At 68.6% G+C, this 18,544-nt stretch carries 17 protein-coding genes; 11 read left to right on the forward strand and 6 right to left on the reverse strand.

Going from position 1 to position 18,544, the window contains the following annotated elements; genetic code table 11:
- Positions 1–12: 12 nt before the first annotated feature.
- The gene (locus C5O27_RS12630; RefSeq protein ID WP_006359652.1) at positions 13–810 is read left to right on the forward strand and encodes a hypothetical protein; all 798 of its coding nucleotides are present in this window, start codon (positions 13–15) and stop codon (positions 808–810) included.
- 9 nt (positions 811–819) lie between these two features.
- Here C5O27_RS12630 and treY read toward each other — a convergent pair whose 3' ends face one another.
- The 4 genes from treY to C5O27_RS12650 form a co-directional block, all read right to left on the reverse strand.
- Positions 820–3,126: a malto-oligosyltrehalose synthase gene (treY, locus tag C5O27_RS12635; RefSeq protein WP_127962846.1), complete on the reverse strand. Its 2,307-nt coding sequence runs from the start codon at positions 3,124–3,126 to the stop codon at positions 820–822.
- A 17-nt stretch (positions 3,127–3,143) separates the two neighbouring features.
- Positions 3,144–5,585, reverse strand: a complete 2,442-nt coding sequence (gene glgX, locus C5O27_RS12640; RefSeq protein ID WP_035752618.1) for a glycogen debranching protein GlgX — start codon at positions 5,583–5,585, stop codon at positions 3,144–3,146.
- Positions 5,586–5,704: 119 nt separating this feature from the next.
- A complete protein-coding gene (locus tag C5O27_RS12645; protein WP_006359649.1) occupies positions 5,705–7,882 on the reverse strand; it encodes an acyltransferase family protein in 2,178 nt (725 codons plus the stop codon).
- A gap of 142 nt (positions 7,883–8,024) precedes the next feature.
- Positions 8,025–8,582 (reverse strand): TetR family transcriptional regulator, encoded by a 558-nt coding sequence (locus C5O27_RS12650; RefSeq protein ID WP_006359648.1) that lies wholly within the window; start codon positions 8,580–8,582, stop codon positions 8,025–8,027.
- Between the two features lie 132 nt (positions 8,583–8,714).
- Between C5O27_RS12650 and C5O27_RS12655 the strand changes: the two genes are divergently transcribed.
- From C5O27_RS12655 to C5O27_RS12680, 6 genes are read left to right on the forward strand one after another with little or no spacing between them, the layout of a single operon-like run.
- Complete coding sequence (locus C5O27_RS12655; RefSeq protein WP_006359647.1) at positions 8,715–10,031, forward strand: adenosylmethionine--8-amino-7-oxononanoate transaminase; 1,317 nt, start codon at positions 8,715–8,717, stop codon at positions 10,029–10,031.
- Complete coding sequence (locus C5O27_RS12660) at positions 10,028–11,212, forward strand: 8-amino-7-oxononanoate synthase (RefSeq protein WP_006359646.1); 1,185 nt, start codon at positions 10,028–10,030, stop codon at positions 11,210–11,212. Before C5O27_RS12655 ends, C5O27_RS12660 begins: the two co-directional genes overlap by 4 nt.
- Positions 11,209–11,961 (forward strand): dethiobiotin synthase, encoded by a 753-nt coding sequence (gene bioD / locus C5O27_RS12665; RefSeq protein ID WP_006359645.1) that lies wholly within the window; start codon positions 11,209–11,211, stop codon positions 11,959–11,961. The genes C5O27_RS12660 and bioD overlap by 4 nt, the downstream gene beginning before the upstream one ends.
- 48 nt (positions 11,962–12,009) lie before the next feature.
- Positions 12,010–13,047 carry a biotin synthase BioB gene (gene bioB / locus C5O27_RS12670; RefSeq protein ID WP_035752615.1) on the forward strand — a complete coding sequence of 346 codons (1,038 nt, stop codon included), beginning with the start codon at positions 12,010–12,012 and terminating at the stop codon, positions 13,045–13,047.
- A gap of 49 nt (positions 13,048–13,096) precedes the next feature.
- Positions 13,097–13,336, forward strand: a complete 240-nt coding sequence (gene bsaP, locus C5O27_RS12675) for a biotin synthase auxiliary protein BsaP (protein WP_005198868.1) — start codon at positions 13,097–13,099, stop codon at positions 13,334–13,336.
- Complete coding sequence (locus C5O27_RS12680; protein ID WP_127962847.1) at positions 13,333–13,971, forward strand: DUF2567 domain-containing protein; 639 nt, start codon at positions 13,333–13,335, stop codon at positions 13,969–13,971. The genes bsaP and C5O27_RS12680 overlap by 4 nt, the downstream gene beginning before the upstream one ends.
- Here C5O27_RS12680 and C5O27_RS12685 read toward each other — a convergent pair.
- Together C5O27_RS12685 and map are read right to left on the reverse strand one after the other, a co-directional pair.
- A complete protein-coding gene (locus C5O27_RS12685) occupies positions 13,934–14,686 on the reverse strand; it encodes an NUDIX hydrolase (protein ID WP_006359642.1) in 753 nt (250 codons plus the stop codon). The two genes, C5O27_RS12680 and C5O27_RS12685, sit on opposite strands and share 38 nt — an antisense overlap.
- Positions 14,687–14,719: 33 nt before the next feature.
- Positions 14,720–15,490, reverse strand: a complete 771-nt coding sequence (map, locus tag C5O27_RS12690) for a type I methionyl aminopeptidase (protein ID WP_127962848.1) — start codon at positions 15,488–15,490, stop codon at positions 14,720–14,722.
- Positions 15,491–15,574: 84 nt separating this feature from the next.
- Here map and C5O27_RS12695 point away from each other — a divergent pair, with 84 nt between their 5' ends.
- From C5O27_RS12695 to nadC, 4 genes are all read left to right on the forward strand, one after another.
- On the forward strand, positions 15,575–15,850 hold the full coding sequence (locus tag C5O27_RS12695) for a helix-turn-helix domain-containing protein (RefSeq protein ID WP_040004234.1): 276 nt from the start codon (positions 15,575–15,577) through the stop codon (positions 15,848–15,850).
- Entirely contained in the window at positions 15,847–16,368 is a 522-nt protein-coding gene (locus tag C5O27_RS12700; RefSeq protein WP_127962849.1) for a DUF1990 family protein, read from the forward strand. The genes C5O27_RS12695 and C5O27_RS12700 overlap by 4 nt, the downstream gene beginning before the upstream one ends.
- Positions 16,369–16,547: 179 nt before the next feature.
- The gene (gene nadA, locus C5O27_RS12705) at positions 16,548–17,621 is read left to right on the forward strand and encodes a quinolinate synthase NadA (RefSeq protein ID WP_127962850.1); all 1,074 of its coding nucleotides are present in this window, start codon (positions 16,548–16,550) and stop codon (positions 17,619–17,621) included.
- A gap of 14 nt (positions 17,622–17,635) precedes the next feature.
- Positions 17,636–18,538 carry a carboxylating nicotinate-nucleotide diphosphorylase gene (nadC, locus tag C5O27_RS12710; protein WP_127963831.1) on the forward strand — a complete coding sequence of 301 codons (903 nt, stop codon included), beginning with the start codon at positions 17,636–17,638 and terminating at the stop codon, positions 18,536–18,538.
- Positions 18,539–18,544 lie beyond the last annotated feature (6 nt).

Here is an 18,544-nt window from a genome sequence, read left to right on the forward strand (position 1 = left end):
CGTGACCTGTAGATGACAGACCCTGAGAAGCCAGATCACGAGAAGCACGTGTCCGACGAGGAGACCAGCACCGAGAAGGTCGGCACCGAGAAACCCGTTGCGGATGCCACTGCCACTCCGCGCGGAAAGTCGGCGCGTCGCAGCGGTTCCGGTCCTGTGGGGCCCGAGCCTGCGACCGCGCCCGAGCCGCAGCCCGCGACCGGTAAGGAGTTCTCGCTGACGGTCACCGCGAGCGGGATCAAGCGCGCACTCGGTGCGTTCCTGGTCATCGCCCTGATCGCGGCTGTCGGGTTCCTCGGCTGGCGGACGTACACCTTGCAGAGCGAGGCGACCGCCTTCGCCGACGCCAAGACCGCCTCGGCGGATTTCGTCACCAAGCTGGTGACGACCCTCAACGCCGACAATGCGGGCAACTCCAAGGAACTGCTCGGTCCGCTGTCGACCGGGGAGCTGCGCAAGCGTCTCGAGCAGGAGCGCGCCGACACCGAGCAGAATGTCGAGGCCCTCAAGATCGAGGTGTCCTCGAAGATCAGTGTCGTCGCGGTCGAGACGGTGGAGACCGACTCCGCCAAGACGGTCGTGATGGCCGAGGTGACCGGCCGAAGCGTCAAACTACCCACCGGCGGAACCAGTCTCATGGTGTTCCGGCTCGACCTGGACAAGGAGGACGGCAAGTGGCTGGTCTCCAAGGTCGACGGCCCGCCCGGTAGCCCCAGCGGTCAGATCGACCCGTCGCAGTCGTTGCCGGGTGCCGGCGGTGCTCCCGCGCCGCAGCCGAGTCCCGCGCCGGCCCCCAACCCGGGCGGCTAGCCCGAGAGCTCAGTCGCGGACGAGGATCGCCACCGGGTGGTCGGTCCTCGCCGCGGCGAGATCGACGGTGTCGGAATGGGTGACGCCGGTGCGGACATCACGCCAGCGAGTGCCGCGCGGCAACTCGATGACGGTGTCGGCCGCCGATTCGGGTTTGAGGCTGTGGGTGAACCGCGCGGCGATCACGACGATCTCGGGTGCGTCGTCGGAGCCGCGGCCGAAGGCGATGGCGTGATCGGAGGCCGGACCGTCGACCGGCAGGCGGTGGTACGTGCTCGATGCACCGAATGCCTCCGGGTGCCCGGCGCGGACACCGAGCGCGGTACGCACGAGTTCGGCCTTCGGATGTTCCAGGGACCGAGCGAAATCCACCGGCCGTCGGTTGTCCGGGTCGACGAGTGAGTCGTCCCACCATTCGGTGCCCTGATAGATGTCGGGGACGCCGGGTCCGAGGAGTGCGATCGCCTTGCGGGCGAGGGTCTCCTGCCGCCAGGCGGAGGAGGTCCGGGCGACCAGATCGCTGACCGCGGTCGCGATCGGATCGGTGGTCACCTGGTGGATCCAGCGCTCGATCGCCGTTTCGAAGTCCTCGTCGATCTCGGTCCACGTGGTGCGGAGTCCGGCCTCACGCGAGGCCTTGCGGGCGTACTCGACGAGGCGCGCACGCAACTCATCCGTGACCTCGCCATCGGCCGGCCAGACACCGAAGATGTTCTGCAGCAGGAAGTAGCACGTCAGGTTGTCCGGGATCTCGGTCCCCAGCCAGACGCGTTCGATGACCAGCGACCATCGTTCGGGCACCTGCGAGAGGAGTGCGATCCGGGCGCGGACGTCCTCGCCCCGCTTGGTGTCGTGCGTCGACGTCGCGGTCATCGCCAGCGGCCAGCGACGGGCGCGTTGGGCGTTGTGATCGTGGAATTCGTTGAGCGACACCGCCGGATTCGCCGGATCGCCGCCCACCTCCTGAGCCGACACCAACCGCGCGGTGCGGTAGAAGAGGCTGTCCTCGACGCTCTTCGCCGTCACCGCGCCACAGGTCTGCGCCAGGCGTGAGGTCGCGGCACCGGGACTCCGGGTGGCGCGCATGATGGCATCGAGTGCTCGTGTCAGCGAGGGGTTCGCGGCGGCGATCCGTACGGCGGTCGTTTCCAGGCGCGGCCGCAGGGACGGATAGTCGGCGCGGTACACCCCGAGGGCGGCGATGAGTTCGGCGCAGGCGTCGGCGATGGATTCGGAGTCGGCGGCCGGGTCGGAATGGGTGATCGTCCGGACGAGTCGTCGCAGTTCGGTGGGGAAGGACTCGCGCAGCGTCGTCAGCTTGCGCTGGTGCTCCACCGACGCGAACCACTGCGCGTCGCCGGTGTCGCCGGTGAGGTGCTCGTTGAGTTCGGTGAGTTGCACGACGCCAGACGGTGCGACGAACAGCCCGTCGATGATCCGCATCTGGTCGTAGCCGGTGGTGCCCTCGACGGGCAGCGTCGGTTCGAGGGGCTCGTCCGGGGCGAGGATCTTCTCGATGTAGATCAGCCGGTCGTCGCCGACGTCGTGGCGGAGATTGCGGAGGTACTGCTGGGGGTCCCAGAGTCCGTCCGGATGATCGACGCGCACGCCGTCGATGAGGTCCTCGGCGATGAGCTCCCGCAGCCACCCGTGGGTGGCGTCGTAGACCGCGGGGTCCTCCTGCCGGAGGCCGGCGAGTTCGTTGACGGTGAAGAACCGGCGGTACCCGATCAGCCCGCTGTTCCACGGCACGAGCTTGTAGTGCTGGCGCGCATGGACTTCCGCGGCGGTCCCGTCCGCGGTCCCGGGGGCGATCGGGAAGGCGTGGTCGTAGTACCGCAGGTTGCCCTGCTCGTCGATCTCGAGCGGACTCAGGTCGCCGTCGGCGGCGACGACCGGCAGCGCGATCTTCCCGTCGGCGCCGTTGTCGTCGCTGAGGTCGACGTCGAAGTACGAGGCGTATTGCGACCGGTGGCCGTGACGGAGCAGGTCGGCGAACCACGGGTTGGCGAGCGCATCCGCCACACCGGTGTGGTTGGGGACGATGTCGATGATGATGCCGAGCCCGCGATCGGTTGCCGCGCGGCGGAGTTCACGCAGACCGTCGATGCCCCCGAGGACATCGGACACGGCGGGCGGCGGAAGCCAGTCGTAGCCGTGGGTGGACCCGGCCGCGGCCGTGCCGATGGGGGACAGGTAGACGTGACTGACCCCCAGGTCGACGAGGTGATCCAGCGTCGCGGTGACATCGGCGAACCCGAAGTCGCCGTTGAGTTGGAACCTGTAGGTGGCCCGCGGTGTCGGTCGTGTGCTCATCGAGGCGGTGCCCAAGGTCAGGACGTCTTCCGCAGGACGAGCACGGACCGGCCGCCGACCGTCACCGAATCTCGGCAGGCGGCGGTCAGATCCGAGTCGCCGGTCGGATGGGTGGTGTCGAGTTCACCGACCCACTCGAGGCCGTATTGTTCCGGCGGTAGATGGAAGTCGATGGGTTCGTAGTGGGCGTTGAAGCAGATGAAGAACGAGTCGTCGACGACCCATTCACCCCGTTCGTCCTTCTCGCCGAGCCCCTTTCCGTTCAGGAACACCGCGAGACTCTTGCCGAAGCCGCTGTCCCAGTCCGCGGACGTCATCTCCACACCGGCGGGTGTGAGCCACGCGATGTCGAGGGACTGATCGCCCCACCGGATCGGCTTGCCGCCGAAGAAGCGTCGACGGCGGAACACCGGATGCGCGGTCCGCAGCGCGATGGCCTTGCGGGTGAACTCCAGCAGATCGGCGTTCTCCTCGGCGAGAGACCAGTCCACCCAGGACAATTCGGAGTCCTGGCAGTACACGTTGTTGTTGCCCTGCTGGGTGCGGCCGATCTCGTCACCGTGGGCCAGCATCGGCGTGCCCTGCGACAGGAAGAGCGTCGCCAGGATGTTGCGCTGTTGCCGGGCACGCAGGGCGTTGATCTCGGGATCGTCCGTCGGGCCCTCGACGCCACAGTTCCAGGATCGGTTGTGGCTCTCGCCGTCGCGGTTGTCCTCACCGTTGGCCATGTTGTGTTTCTCGTTGTACGACACCAGGTCGCGCAGCGTGAAGCCGTCGTGGGCGATGACGAAGTTGATGCTCGCGAGTGGCCGCCGGCCGGTCGCCGCGTAGAGGTCCGACGACCCGGTGAGCCGGGAGGCGAACTCGCCCAGCGTCGACGGCTCGCCGCGCCAGTAGTCGCGCACCGTGTCGCGGTACTTCCCGTTCCACTCGGTCCACAACGGCGGGAAGTTGCCGACCTGATAACCGCCCTCGCCGATGTCCCACGGCTCGGCGATCAGCTTGACCTGGCTCACGACCGGATCCTGTTGCACCAGATCGAAGAACGCCGAGAGGCGGTCGACGTCGTGGAGTTCGCGGGCCAGCGTGGAGGCGAGGTCGAAGCGGAATCCGTCGACGTGCATCTCCAGGATCCAGTAGCGCAGCGAGTCCATGATCAGCTGCAGCGTGTGCGGATGCCGGCCGTTGAGGCTGTTGCCGGTACCCGTGTAGTCCATGTACATCTCGGGCTCGCCGTCGACGAGGCGGTAGTAGGCCGCGTTGTCGATGCCGCGGAAGCAGACCGTCGGACCCAGGTGGTTGCCCTCGGCGGTGTGGTTGTAGACCACGTCGAGGATGACCTCGATGCCCGCGTTGTGGAATTCGCGGACCATCGCCTTGAACTCGGTGACCGCGCTGGCGGGTTGATCCGGGGTCGACGAGTACTCGATGTGCGGCGCGAGGAATCCGAAGGTGTTGTATCCCCAGTAGTTTCGCAACCCCTGGTCGCGGAGGGTGAAATCCTGCATGAACTGGTGGACCGGCATCAGTTCGATCGCGGTGACACCCAGCGACTTCAGGTGATCGATGATCACCGGATGGCAGAGGCCCGCGTAGGTGCCGCGTAGGTTCTCGGGCACGCCGGGATGGGTGGCGGTCATGCCCTTGACGTGGGCCTCGTAGATGACCGTCTGGTGGTAGGGGCGATTGGGCGAGCGGTCGTTCTGCCAGTCGAAATACGGGTTGATGACCACCGAGACCATCGTGTGCCCGAGCGAGTCGAGCCCGGGCATCGGGTGCTCGGGAGCGGGCGGGTTCTCCGGAAGAGGTTCGAGTTCAACCGTTTCCGCATCGTCGGTGGCCTCGGCGACCTCGCCGTCGGTGGCCTCGGGTGCGGCCTCGTCCTCTGCCGCGTCGACCTCCGAAGCGTCGGCGTCCGCCACAGGTTCCTCGGTGGGGTCCTCGGGCGGGCCCTCCGCGTCGTCGGGCGTCGGCAGGGGGTAGGAGAACAGTGAGGCGTCACCGTCGAAGTCGCCGTGGAAAGCCTTGCCGTACGGGTCGAGAAGCAGCTTGCTCGGGTCGCATCGCAGTCCGCGGGAGGGGTCGTAGGGGCCGTGCACGCGGAAGCCGTAGAACTGTCCCGGCACCACGTTCGGCAGGTAGCAGTGCCAGCAGTAGCCGTCGACCTCTTCGAGACGGATGCGACGTTCCTTGCCGTCCCGGTCGATGAGGCACAGCTCGACGGCTTCGGCGACCTCGGAGAACAGCGAGAAGTTGGTTCCCGCACCGTCGTAGGTCGCCCCGAGCGGGTACGGGGTGCCCGGCCACACCGGGATCGGTGCGGGTTCGGGTTCGACGAGTGCGTCGGCCTGGACCGGGTCGTCCGGCATGGGGAGCGGCGGGGTGTCGCTCGTACCCGGATCCGGTTGTTCACCCGCGGTTGGCGAAGCGGTACTGCCCACCTTCGGAGACGACGTCATGGGTTGACCCTAGTCGTGTTGTGTCAGGTGGTCATCTCGGAGAGCGAAACGTCCGCCCGGAGCGGCCGGTCCGCCCGGCGGCTTATACGCGACACCGGAAGGAATGTGAAAGACGCAGGTCACGGCACCTGCGGGCCGGTCCAGGGCAGTTGGGCCTCCATCTGCCGGCCGAGCTCGTCGGTGAGACTCCGGACAAACGTGGCCGAGAGGTGATGGGGGTCCTTGTAGACGGTGATGTTGCCGATGATCGCCGGGCAGAAGTCGTCGGTGCAGATGCCGTTCGACATGTCCAGCGGGTGGAAGTCGGGGCGGGTGGCGGCGAGCTCGAGCGCCGGGTCCTCGGGTGCGAGGACGGCGGCACGTCGCGAACCGCAGCTCTCCGCGTCGCCGCCGTCGGCGAGGCAGATGGGCGTGTCGATGGTGCCCTTGCCGTTCTTCGGCCACGGCGTGTCCCGCATGCCGAACACCGGGACGCCGGCACCGAGGAAGCGATCGAAGATCGGGGTGTAGTCCGGCGGCACCCAGTCGCCGGGTTGGTAGTCGCGCGGTCGCGTCGAGTTGGTGAACACCGCGTCGGGTTTGTCGGCGATGACCTGTTCGATGACACGCTGGCCCCAGTCGTAACACTCGGGGTAGGGGACGCCGCGCTGTTTGGGGACCTCGTTGGTCGACAGCGGACAACCCATCTTCAGGTAGGTCTTGACCTTGAACCCGTTGCGCTTGCCGAGGGTGTCGAGCGCGGAGATCCACATCTCCGCGTGCGAGCCGCCGGCCAGTGCGATCGTGCGGGTGGCGTTCGGGTCGCCGTACACACCGACATGGATCTCGTTGTCGGTGAAGTCGCTCATGTATCCGTCGGTGGAGGTCTCCGGGTAGTCCTGGATGACTTCCAGCGCCGACGGTTGGGGATCGAGGGCGGGGACCGGCCACCCGTCGAGCAGGGCACGCGCACCCGGGTACGACCGCGGGTCGAGGTTCTTGGTGTCGACGACGATGTTGTCGACGTGGTTCTCCCACACCTTGATGGCGACGCCGGCCACCACGCTGCCGAGCAGCAGGATCGCCGTCACCACCGACGTGTAGGACAGCCACCGCGACCGTCCCGCGCGGTTGCCCCGGGGGAGGGCCGCCCGGTCACCGCCGCGGAGCGGGTCCTCGATGTAGCGCTTGGTGAGCCAGGCGAGACCGATCGACACCCCGAGGATGCCGACTCCCTCGAGGAAGTTCGCGTGGTTCTTGTCCCGCCAGGTGAGGTAGAAGATCAGCAGGGGCCAGTGCCACAGGTACAGCGAGTAGGCGATGGTGCCCAGCCACACCGGCCAGGTACTCGCCAGCATGCGGTTGGCGGCCGGCATCCCGTCCGGGGCGGCATGCGAACCGCGCGGCGCCTTCTGCAATGCGGTCGCGCCCGCCCAGATGATGATCAGCGTCGCCCCGACCGGAACGAGTGCCATCGGGCCCGGGTACTCGGCGACGCCGTCGATCCAGAACCCGCAGCTGACGATCAGCGCGAGGGCCGCGACGGTGGCGACGTTGCGCAGCCAGTTGGGGACGCGGAGGCTCGGCAGCCAGATCGCCAGCAGCCCACCGGCCAGCGGCTCCCACAGCCGCGAGAGCGTGGAGTAGTAGTTGTACGGCTGGTTGATGGCCATGCCGCGATGTGCCCACCAGAACGATCCCAGCGCGACCACGAAGACCGCGGCGCCGACCAGGAATCTGATGACCCGCGGGTCGGCGAACGGGCGCGCGAAGTGTGCGAGCAGCTTGAGGACGCCGGCGAACGCCAGGGCGACGAGCAGGGTCAGCAGGAAGAACTGTCCCTGCATCGACATCGACCAGATGTGCTGCAGGGGACTGTTGGCCGAACTCGCGGCCAGGTAGTCCTGGGAGTTCAGAGCCAGGTACCAGTTCTGGTAGTAGAGGGCGCTGGCCACGACCTCGTTGCCGATGTTGGCCCAGCGGGTCTGCGGCAGGACCACGACGGTGAGCACCGTGACCGCGAGGAGCACGGTGATCAGTGCGGGCAGCAGTCGCTTCAGTAGTCGCTTCAGTCGCGGCCACGGATCGAGGGTGTCGCGGAAGGTGACGTTCGGCTTCTGCGCGTAGATCGCATGCCGGAGGAGCGAACCGAGGAAGAAGTATCCCGACAGGGTGAGGAAGACGTCGACGCCGCCGGAGACCTTCCCGAACCACACGTGGAAACAGGCCACGAGGGTGATCGCGATGCCGCGCAGTCCGTCGAGGTCGGTGCGGTAGGCAGGGGTCGTCGGCGTCGAGGGGGCCGACTCCGGCGCCACTACTCGAGTCGTCGATGCCACAGAGAAGTCTTTCGGGTCGGGAACGGTTTCGGCCGGGTAGCAATGTACCCGCAGAAGCTGTGAATTCCTGAGTCGTGACGGTCGCGACACCCGGTGGAGTTGGTCACGGGGCGCAGGAATGTCAGCGACGCGCTCGGGTGCGGGCCCCGTCGAGGATGATCGTCAGTCCGTCGACGAACTCGCCGGTGAAGTCGCGGCCCGACGGTTCGATGACGCCGAGGCGTTCCATCTGTGCGCGGGTCTGTTCCTCGATGGTCAGGCCGATGACGAGCTGACAGATCGCGACGCCGGCGGCCTCCGCGTCACGCAGCGAGAGCCCGCCGGAATGTCCGGCCGCGACGATGTCTGCGGCGATGGCCTTGGTGGACAGGCCGCTGGCCCAGCTCGACGACACGACCTCGGCGCTGTCGGGCACCTCCAGCAGGGCCGCGCGCATCCCGGTGGCGAGCAGCCGCAGCCGCTCGTCCCACCGCAGATCGGCGGCGGGGATCGTCACCGCGCCCAGGATGTCGTCGGCCAGAGCGGCCAGCAGGGTCTGTTTGTTGGGGAAATGCCAGTACAGGGCGTTGGGGCGAACCCCGAGCTCCGTGGCGAGCCGGCGCATCGACAGGTCGGCCAGGCTGTGCTCGCGCAGGATGTCGCGGGCGGCGCGGAGGACGTCGGTGCGGCTGTTGCTCACGCGGTCAGCGTAGTGACCCCGATCGGGCCGCCCGACGCGAGCCACCTGTACACCGTCCAGGCTCTCCCTGTACGGTGTTCAGGAATCCTGGACGGTGTCCAGGCGATCCGGGGAGAGCAGGAGGAGTGCGTCGTGGACCAGGCCGAGGTCAGCCGCGTCGACGCCGAGCACATCTGGCATCCCTACGGGGCACTGCCCGCAACGACCGAACCCCTGGTGGTCGCGTCGGCGTCGGGGGTTCACCTGGAGCTGGCCGACGGACGATCGGTGGTCGACGGCATGAGTTCGTGGTGGGCCGCGATCCACGGTTACCGGCACCCGCGCCTCGACGCCGCGGCCGCCGTCCAGATGGGGCGCATGTCGCATGTCATGTTCGGTGGCCTCACCCACGAACCCGCCGCGCGGCTCGCGCAACTCCTCGTCGAACTCACCCCCGAACCGTTGCAGAAGGTGTTCTTCTGCGATTCGGGATCGGTCTCGGTCGAGGTCGCGGCGAAGATGGCATTGCAGTACTGGCGGAGCCGCGGGGAGACGCAGCGCACCCGTCTGCTGACCTGGCGCGGTGGCTACCACGGGGACACCTTCACCCCGATGAGCGTCTGCGACCCCGACGGCGGCATGCACGCGATGTGGTCGGCGGTGCTCGCACGGCAGGTCTTCGTCGACGCACCTCCGGCCGACTTCCGACCGGAGTACGTGGCCACCCTGGAGGACGCGGTCCGCGAGCACCGCGACGAGCTCGCCGCCGTCATCGTCGAACCGGTCGTCCAGGGCGCCGGCGGTATGCGCTTCCACGACCCTGCATATCTGTCCGCCCTGCGCGACATCTGCGACCGTCACGGCGTCCTGCTGATCTTCGACGAGATCGCCACCGGCTTCGGCCGGACCGGAACCCTCTTCGCCGCCGACGCCGCGCGGGTCGCCCCCGACATCATGTGTGTCGGCAAGGCGCTCACCGGCGGATACATGACGCTCGCGGCGACACTCTGCACGTCCCATCTCGCCGAGGTCATCAGCGCGGGGGAGGCCGGCGGACTCGCCCACGGCCCGACGTTCATGGCCAACCCGCTCGCCTGCGCGGTGGCCGTCGCCGCGATCGAGCTGCTGCTGGAGACGCCCTGGGCCGAGCGCGTGGCGGAGATCGGTGCGGGCCTCGCCGAGGGGCTGGCGCCGTTGCGGGACCTCGACGGCATTGTCGACGTCCGCGTACACGGTGCGATCGGCGTCGTCGAACTCGACCGTCCCGTCGACATGCCGGCGGCCACCGCGGCCGCGATCGACGCCGGCGCGTGGCTGCGGCCCTTCCGCAACCTCGTCTACACGATGCCGCCGTTCATCTGCACGCCCGAGGACGTCGCGACGATCGTCCGCGGAATCTCCGCAGCCGTGCGTGCCACGCTCGGCGAAACATCCTCTGCATCTTCCGAACTCGTGGGGGCGCGATCATGACGATCACCTCGGGACAGCCGGTGGCCGGCCAGGATGTCACCTCGGGTGAGGTCGGACTCGCCTGGCTCGCCCGTGCCGCACGTGATCGTGCCGAGGCCGGCCTGCATCGCGAGCCGCATGTCCGACGAGCCGGTGCCGACGCCGTCAATCTCGGCTCGAACGACTACCTCGGACTGTCGACGCACCCCGACGTCATCGCCGGTGCGCAGGCCGCGGCCGCGCAGTGGGGTGGCGGGTCGACGGCGTCGAGGCTCGTCGTCGGCACCACCGCGGCCCATGTCGACCTCGAGAACGAACTGGCCGATTTCCTTGGTTTTCCTGCAGCACTAACCTTTTCGTCTGGCTATCTCGCCAACGTCGGTGCGGTGACCGCACTCGCCGGACGCGGCGATTTGATTGTCAGTGACACCGGGTCGCATGCGTCGCTGATCGACGGGTGCCGCCTGTCTCGGGCACGCGTGGTGGTCGTCGACCGCGGCGATCACGAGGCAGTACGGGCCGCGCTTGCCGCGCGCACCGAGGAACGTGCTCTCGTGGTCACCGACTCGGTGTACAGCATCGACGGTGAGCCGGCCCCGGTCGCCGACCTGTACGCCGCGGCCCGCGCGCACGGTGCGGTGCTGCTCGTCGATGAGGCCCACGCCGTCGGCGTTCGCGGTCCCGGTGGACGCGGGCTCGTTGCCGAACAGGGACTTTCCGGTGCGCCGGATCTGGTGGTCACCACGGTCTTGTCCAAGTCCTTCGGGGCGCAGGGTGGGGTGGTCCTCGGACCGGAGATCCTCCGGTCGCACCTGATCGACTGCGCGCGCCCGTTCATCTTCGACACCGGACTGAATCCGGCGGCGGTCGGCGCGGCTCGTGCCGCACTACGAGTACTGCGGGCCTACCCCGCGCTGCCGGACCGGTTGCGGGACAACGCTCGCCACCTGGCGCGCGCTTGCGGCGTCGACGAGCCTGCCGCCGCCGTCATCTCGATCATCGTCGGCGATCCGCAGCGAGCCGTCGACGCGGCCGCGGCCTGCCGTGATCGCGGAGTCCTAGTCGGGTGCTTCCGCCCGCCGTCGGTCCCGCCGGGCACATCCCGCCTGCGGATCACCGTCCGCGCCGACCTCGACGCCGCGACTCTCGACCACGTCGCCGAGGTCGTCGACGCCGCGCTACGTGAGGTGGGTGCCCGATGAACGCACAGCCATCTCCGGCCCGAGGTCGCGTCCTTGCCGTCACCGGTACCTCGACCGACGTCGGCAAGACGGTCGTCACCGCCGCCCTCGCCGCTGCGGGACGCATGGACACCGTCGCCATCTGCAAACCCGTCCAAACCGGCGTCGCCCCAACCGAACCCGGCGACCTCGCCGAAGTCGTGCGCCTGGCGGGGGACGTGAGTGCGGTCGAGTCCTATCGCTACCCCGAGCCGCTCGCACCGGACACCGCGGCGCGGCGTGCGGGTATGCCGCTCGCCGATCCGTCGGTGATCGTGCGCGCGGTCGACGACCTCGCGGCCACCCACGACCTCACCCTCGTCGAAGGGGCCGGTGGGGTCCTGGTGCGGCTGGGGGAGTCCGCGACGATCCTCGACATCGCCGCCGAGACCCTCGTGCCCGACACAGGCGACGGCGTCGTCATCGTCGTGGCTCCCGGCCTCGGTGCCCTCAACCACGCCGAGCTGACCGTGAATGCGGTGCGCGCACGGGGACTCCGGCCGGCGGGGCTCGTGATCGGCTGGTGGCCGGAGGAGCCCGACCTCGCCATGCGCTGCAACCGATCCGACCTGCCGCGGATCACCGGTGTCCCGGTGGTGGGTGTGCTGCCCGCCGGGGCTGCCTCCCTCGATCCCGCGGAGTTCCGTCGAACCGCCCCGACGTGGTTCGACCCCGACTGGCTGGCCGGATCACTCACCAGTCGTCGGGCCTCGTTCGCCCACACCCCGTAGCTCGATCCAGCCCGCCCGAACCGATTCCAGTACAAGGAGTTCAGCCCCGTGACACAGGCAACCGTCGACACCGCCCACGACGCACAGACGTCCGATGACATCCTCGCCATCGCCCGCGAACAGGTACTCGAGCGTGGTGAACCGCTCGACCGTGAGCAGGTCCTGGCCGTGCTGCGCCTGGACGACGATCGCCTGACCGAGCTGCTTCAGCTCGCCCACGACGTGCGCATGAAGTGGTGCGGTCCGGAGGTCGAGGTCGAGGGCATCATCTCGTTGAAGACCGGTGGCTGCCCGGAGGACTGTCACTTCTGCTCGCAGTCGGGACTTTTCGCCTCGCCGGTGCGCAGCGCCTGGATCGACATCCCGTCGCTGGTGGAGGCCGCCAAGCAGACCGCCAAGACCGGTGCGACCGAGTTCTGCATCGTCGCCGCCGTCCGTGGCCCCGACGAGCGTCTGCTGAGCCAGGTCGCCGCCGGCATCGAGGCGATCCGCAACGAGGTCGACATCCAGATCGCCTGCAGCCTCGGGATGCTCACCCAGGAGCAGGTCGACCAGCTCCGCGACATGGGTGTGCACCGCTACAACCACAACCTCGAGACCGCGCGCAGTCACTTCCCGAACGTCGTCACGACGCATACGTGGGAGGAGCGTTGGGACACGCTGCGCATGGTGCGCGAAGCGGGCATGGAGGTGTGCTGCGGCGGCATCCTCGGCATGGGGGAGAGCCTCGAGCAGCGCGCCGAGTTCGCCGCCGACCTGGCCGCACTCGAGCCCGACGAGGTGCCGCTGAACTTTCTCAACCCCCGCCCGGGTACGCCCTTCGGTGACCTCGAGGTGCTCCCGGCGTCCGAGGCACTGAAGTCGGTGGCCGCCTTCCGCCTCGCCCTGCCGCGCACCATCCTGCGCTTCGCCGGCGGTCGCGAGATCACCCTGGGCGACCTCGGGGCCAAGCAGGGCATCCTCGGCGGCATCAATGCCGTCATCGTCGGCAACTACCTGACGACGCTCGGCCGGCCTGCGGAGGACGACCTCGACCTCCTCAGCGATCTGTCGATGCCGATCAAGTCGCTCAACGACACGATCTGACCTCTCCGCCACTCCCGACCTTCCCAGACGATCGGTAGCGTGTTCTCTCATGATCGACACCGTCCCGGGGCCGCTCGCCGAACCGTGCAGGTTCGGCGTGTACACCGGCCTCGAACTGGAACTGCAGGCACCCGACGCCATCCCGCCGGCCGCGCGACTGGGGCTTGAACCGCCGCGTTTCTGCGGACAGTGCGGACGTCGCATGGTCGTGCAGGTCCGTCCCGACGGCTGGAGCGCACGATGCTCCCGCCACGGGACGGTCGACTCGGCCGAACTGGGTCGTCGGTGAGCGGTCCGGTGTCCGGACGGCGTCCCGCCCGGCCGGTCACGACCCTGCTCACCGTGACCGCGGTGGTGATCGTGCTCGGCGGGGTCGCCGGCGGGATCTGGGCGCTGGTTACGCCGCCGACCACCGGCGTCGTCCTGAAGGGTCTGACTCGCGACGGCATCTCGACCGATTTCGACGGTGTCGGTGCCTTCGCGCTGATCATGTTCACCTACGGCGGCATCGCCGCACTGGTCGCGTGGGCTGCGGCGCGGCCGTGGCGAGGCGTCACCGGTTTCCTGGTGCCGGCCGCCGGCACGGTGGCCGGCTCCGCGCTCGGCGCGCAGGTCGGAATGTGGCTGGCGGGCTTCCGGTTCGACGATGACCTCGCCGGACTTCCGCTGGAGTCGGTCTACCGCGTGGTGCCCGAACTCTGGCTCGACGGCGGTACACGCGCCGGACACAGCGCGCCCTGGACGCTGCTCATCTGCGCGCCGTTCGCGTGTGCGCTCGTCTACCTGGTCTGCGTCTTGTCCTCACGCACAGCAGATCTCGGCGTCGGGGATCTCGACGACGAGCACCCCGCCGACGATCCTCCCGGGTCGGCGGTGACATCGGCGGTCACATCGGCGGACGCAGCGTCGCGAACTCATCTGTGACGCGTAACTCGTTGTCGGCGAAGGCATAGAGCGCCGGCGGCCGCCCGCCGGACCGGCCCGTCTTGCCGACGGTACCGGTGGACACCACCACGGCGCGTCGGCTCAGGATGCGCAGCAGGTTGGTCGTATCCACCGGGTAACCGAGTGCGGCGCAATAGATCTCCGACAGCTCCGACATCGGGAACTGCTTCGGTGCCAGCGCGAAAGCGATGTTGGTGTAGGAGAGTTTGGCCGCCAGTCGATGCCGGGCGGTGTCGATGATCTCGGCGTGGTCGAAGGCCACCGGCGGCAACGCGTCGACGGCGAACCAGGCCGCCCCCTCGGGCAGGGTCACCGGGCTGTCCGAGCGGACGAGACCCATGTAGGTCGACGCGATCGTGCGGACTCCGGGAACGCGTGCCGGATCGGAGAAGACCGACAGTTGCTCGAGGTGAGCGATGTCGCGGACGTCCATCGTGTCGGCGACGAGGCGTCGCGCGACGACCGACAACGTCTCGTCGCCGGCGACATCGCCGCCCGGCAGTGACCAGCGGCCGGGTTCGGTGGCGGTGCGGGAGAGCAGGACGCAGAGCGCGGCGTGGACGTCGCAGCCGTCCGCGGAAGGCGGGGTGCGGACCTGGAAGACGACGCTGAGGACCTCGACCCGTAGACCGGTCGCGTTGTCCGACGCTTGTGAGCCGTCGGAACTGGAGGGATCGGACCCGGCGGCTGGCATGGCGTCGATTGTATGGCCCCCGACGCCGCGTGATCAGCGAACCTTCGACGTCAACACGCGTGCCGCGCCGTCGGTGACCGCGATGGTGTGTTCGCTGTGCGCACCGCGAGAGCCGTCGAACGATCGGATCGTCCAGCCGTCGGCGTCGAACTTGATGCGGTCGGTGCCGAGCGTGAACCAGGGTTCGAGCGCCAGTGTCAGCCCGGGCCGCAGTTTCATTCCGCGACCGGCCTTGCCGATGTTCGCCACATGCGGGTCCTCGTGCATGGTGCGCCCGAGGCCGTGGCCGCCGAACTCCGTGTTGACGCGGTATCCGTAGGACTTGGCGACGGTTCCGATCGCGGCGGAGATGTCGCCGAGCCGGGCGTCGGGGCGGGCGGCGTCGATGGCCGCCGCCAGGGCCTCCTCGGTCGCCCGGACGAGACGCTGATCCTCCGGGCGGGGTGTGCCGACGATGACGCTGCGGGCGGAATCGGCGACCCAGCCGTCGATCGAGACCGCGATGTCCATGGACAGCAGGTCGCCGTCGGCCAGGACGTAGTCGTGGGGGAGGCCGTGCAGGACCGCATCGTTCACCGACAGGCAGATGACGTTGCGGAAGGGGCCGTGGCCGAACGAGGGCGAGTAGTCCCAGTAGCAGGATTTCGCGCCGCGATCGGCGATGAGGTCGCGGGCGCGCTGCTCGAGGTCGAGGAGATTGACCCCGACGTCGGCCCGTTCCGCGAGGTCGGCGAGCAGGTCCGCGATGAACGCGCCGGTCACCGCCATGGCGTCGGCCTCGGACGGTGACTTCAGCTCGACCATTCCCATTTCCCCTTCGCTGACGATGGCGGTATAGAAATACCGGACTCTCGGTATATGTATACCGCATCGGCTAGGATCGTGGGCATGGTCCGCAACCCGTTGACGCCGGAACAGATCGACGCCGGCCGCCGTCTGGGCGCCCGGCTGCGCGAACTCCGTGGCGCCCGTCCTCTCGGTGAGGTGGCCGTCAGCGCGGGGATCTCCCCGGAGACGCTGCGCAAGATCGAGACGGGCCGCATGCCGACGCCCGCGTTCGCCACCATCGCCGCGCTCGCTCGGTCGCTGAACACCTCGCTCGACGACCTGGCGGCGGTGCATGACGACACCGTCCTCGACGCCGAGGTGGCGCGCGCCGGGTGACGCCGCGTCCGTCGGGCCTCACCTACGCGGAGGTCGGTGCGACGGCCGGAGAGCTGCCGGCGGGTTATCACCATCTGCGGCGATCGCGCGTGATCGGTGCGGGCGAGGGATGTTTCACCACCGCCGCAGACCGAATCCTGAACTGGGACATGCACCGTCGCGCCGGGATCGGCGTCGACGCCTCCACTCCTGCTGCCGAAGTCGGTGCCACGGTGTCGATGCGTCTGGGCGTGGGCCCCGTGCGGATCTCTGCCGCGTGTCGGGTCATCGAGGTGATCGATTCGGGGTCGATCGATTCGGGGGCTGAGCGCGGCTTCGCCTACGGGACCCTGCCCGGTCACCCGGAGATCGGGGAGGAGCGGTTCTGGGTTCAGCGACTCCCGGACGACTCCGTGGTCGCGCACATCGTCGCGTTCTCGAGACCGGGCCGCTGGTTCACGCGACTCGGTGGCCCGATCGGGCGGGTGGCGCAGTCGCGGATCGCCGAGCGGTACCTCGACGCCCTGATGTGCTCCTGACCGGTCGGCCTGCTCTGGCGCGAGGGACGACGGGAATGAACCGGGTGTGGTGAATGTTACGATGCATAGCGTTTTCGACCATGAGTCGAAAACCCTGCCTCGGACACACGGCCCGTGCTCCGGGGACACCGATGACCCGGTGGTCGTAGACGTCCGCCGGGACAGCCAGAGGAGTGGCAATGAGCATCACCAGTGATCGCCCGGCGGCCGTGACCGCGCCAGCTGTTTCGGGTTCAGCGCTCATGGATGCCGAATGGTTCGACGCACCGGGCGGCTACACCGGTGTCGAACCGACTCAGGAGTGGGCGGACGAGGTCCGACGCCTCGCGCGTGCCCGCAACGCGACCCTGCTCGCACACAACTACCAACTTCCCGCCATCCAGGACGTCGCCGACCACGTCGGTGACTCGCTGGCCCTGTCGCGAATCGCGGCGGAGGTCGACTCCGACGAGATCATCTTCTGCGGTGTCCACTTCATGGCGGAGACCGCCAAGATCCTCAGCCCCGAGAAGCGTGTCCTCATCCCGGACGAGCGCGCCGGCTGCTCGCTGGCCGACTCGATCACCGCCGACGAGTTGCGCGCCTGGAAGGCCGAGTTCCCCGATGCGCTCGTGGTGTCGTATGTGAACACCACGGCAGAGGTGAAGGGCCTGACCGACATCTGCTGCACCTCGTCGAACGCCGTCGACGTCGTCGCCTCGATCGATCCCGATCGCGATGTGCTGTTCCTCCCGGACCAGTTCCTCGGTGCGCACGTCAAGCGCGAGACCGGCCGCGACAACATCCACATCTGGGCGGGCGAGTGCCACGTGCACGCCGGCATCAACGGTGACGAACTGGCCGACCAGGCCGCGTCGCACCCCGATGCCGACCTGTTCATCCACCCCGAATGCGGTTGCGCCACTTCGGCTCTCTATCTGGCGGGCGAGGGTGCGGTGCCCGAGGATCGCGTGAAGATCCTCTCGACCGGCGGCATGCTCGACGCTGCCCGTGAGACCGGCGCCAAGCAGGTTCTCGTCGCCACCGAGATCGGCATGCTGCACCAGCTGCGCAAGGCCGCACCGGGCGTCGACTTCCAGGCCGTGAACGACCGCGCGTCGTGCCCCTACATGAAGATGATCACCCCGGCTGCGCTGCTGCGCTGCCTGCGTGAGGGTCGCGACGAGGTGTTCGTCGACACCGACGTCGCGGAGAAGGCTCGCAAGAGCGTCGAGCGGATGATCGCGATCGGTAACCCGGGGTCGGGCGAGTGACCGGAAGCTCTGCGGTGAGTGAGGGTTTCATCGGTCAGGCTTCGGTCGGCGGTGCACTGGATCTGGTCGTCGACGATGAGATCCGTGCGCTGATCCGAACCGCACTCGACGAGGATCTGCGGTACGGCCCCGACGTCACCACCACGTCGACGGTCCCCGCCGGCGCTGTCGTCGACGCCGCGATCGTCAGCCGTGCACATGGCGTGATCGCCGGTGTGCCGGTGGTGGTCGCGGTGTTCGACGAGGTCATCGGTCCGGGCAACTTCGAGGTGACCGACGCCGTCGCAGACGGCAGCGTCGTCGAACCCGGCGATGTCGTCCTGCGCGTCCACGCTCCGACGGCCGCACTCCTGACGGCCGAACGCACCGCGCTGAACCTGATCTGCCATCTGTCGGGGATCGCCACCGCGACCCGTGCATGGGTCGATGCGGTGGCCGGTACCCCCGCCCAGATCCGCGACTCCCGAAAGACGCTTCCCGGGTTGCGATTGCTGCAGAAGTATGCGGTGCGTGCAGGTGGGGGAGTCAACCACCGCATGGGCCTCGGCGACGCCGGCCTGATCAAGGACAACCACGTCGTGGCGGCCGGTTCGGTCGCGGCTGCGTTGGAGGCTGTCCGCGCGGCGGCGCCGGGTCTGCCCGTCGAGGTCGAGGTCGACTCGCTTGCCCAGCTCGACGAGGTGCTTCCCCTCGAGCCGCAGCTGGTACTGCTCGACAACTTCGAGCCGTGGGAAACCCAGATGGCCGTGCAGCGACGCAACACCCACTCGCCGCAGACCAAGCTGGAGAGCTCCGGTGGTCTGACGCTCGACGTTGCCGAGGACTACGCCCGCACGGGCGTCGACTACCTGGCCGTCGGTGCACTCACCCATTCGGTCACGGTGCTCGACCTCGGGCTGGACATCCCCGCGCCGTAGTCTGAC

The sequence above is a fragment of the Gordonia alkanivorans genome, assembly GCF_004011905.1.
Lineage (GTDB): Bacteria > Actinomycetota > Actinomycetes > Mycobacteriales > Mycobacteriaceae > Gordonia > Gordonia alkanivorans.

Coding starts and splice junctions, on each gene's coding strand:
- C5O27_RS12630 (WP_006359652.1), top strand. CDS start 13: ATGACAGACCCTGAGAAGCCAGATCACGAGAAGCACGTGTCCGACGAG.
- treY (WP_127962846.1), bottom strand. CDS start 3,126: ATGAGCACACGACCGACACCGCGGGCCACCTACAGGTTCCAACTCAAC.
- glgX (WP_035752618.1), bottom strand. CDS start 5,585: ATGACGTCGTCTCCGAAGGTGGGCAGTACCGCTTCGCCAACCGCGGGT.
- C5O27_RS12660 (WP_006359646.1), top strand. CDS start 10,028: ATGACGATCACCTCGGGACAGCCGGTGGCCGGCCAGGATGTCACCTCG.
- bioD (WP_006359645.1), top strand. CDS start 11,209: ATGAACGCACAGCCATCTCCGGCCCGAGGTCGCGTCCTTGCCGTCACC.
- bsaP (WP_005198868.1), top strand. CDS start 13,097: ATGATCGACACCGTCCCGGGGCCGCTCGCCGAACCGTGCAGGTTCGGC.
- C5O27_RS12685 (WP_006359642.1), bottom strand. CDS start 14,686: ATGCCAGCCGCCGGGTCCGATCCCTCCAGTTCCGACGGCTCACAAGCG.
- map (WP_127962848.1), bottom strand. CDS start 15,490: ATGGTCGAGCTGAAGTCACCGTCCGAGGCCGACGCCATGGCGGTGACC.
- C5O27_RS12695 (WP_040004234.1), top strand. CDS start 15,575: ATGGTCCGCAACCCGTTGACGCCGGAACAGATCGACGCCGGCCGCCGT.
- nadA (WP_127962850.1), top strand. CDS start 16,548: ATGAGCATCACCAGTGATCGCCCGGCGGCCGTGACCGCGCCAGCTGTT.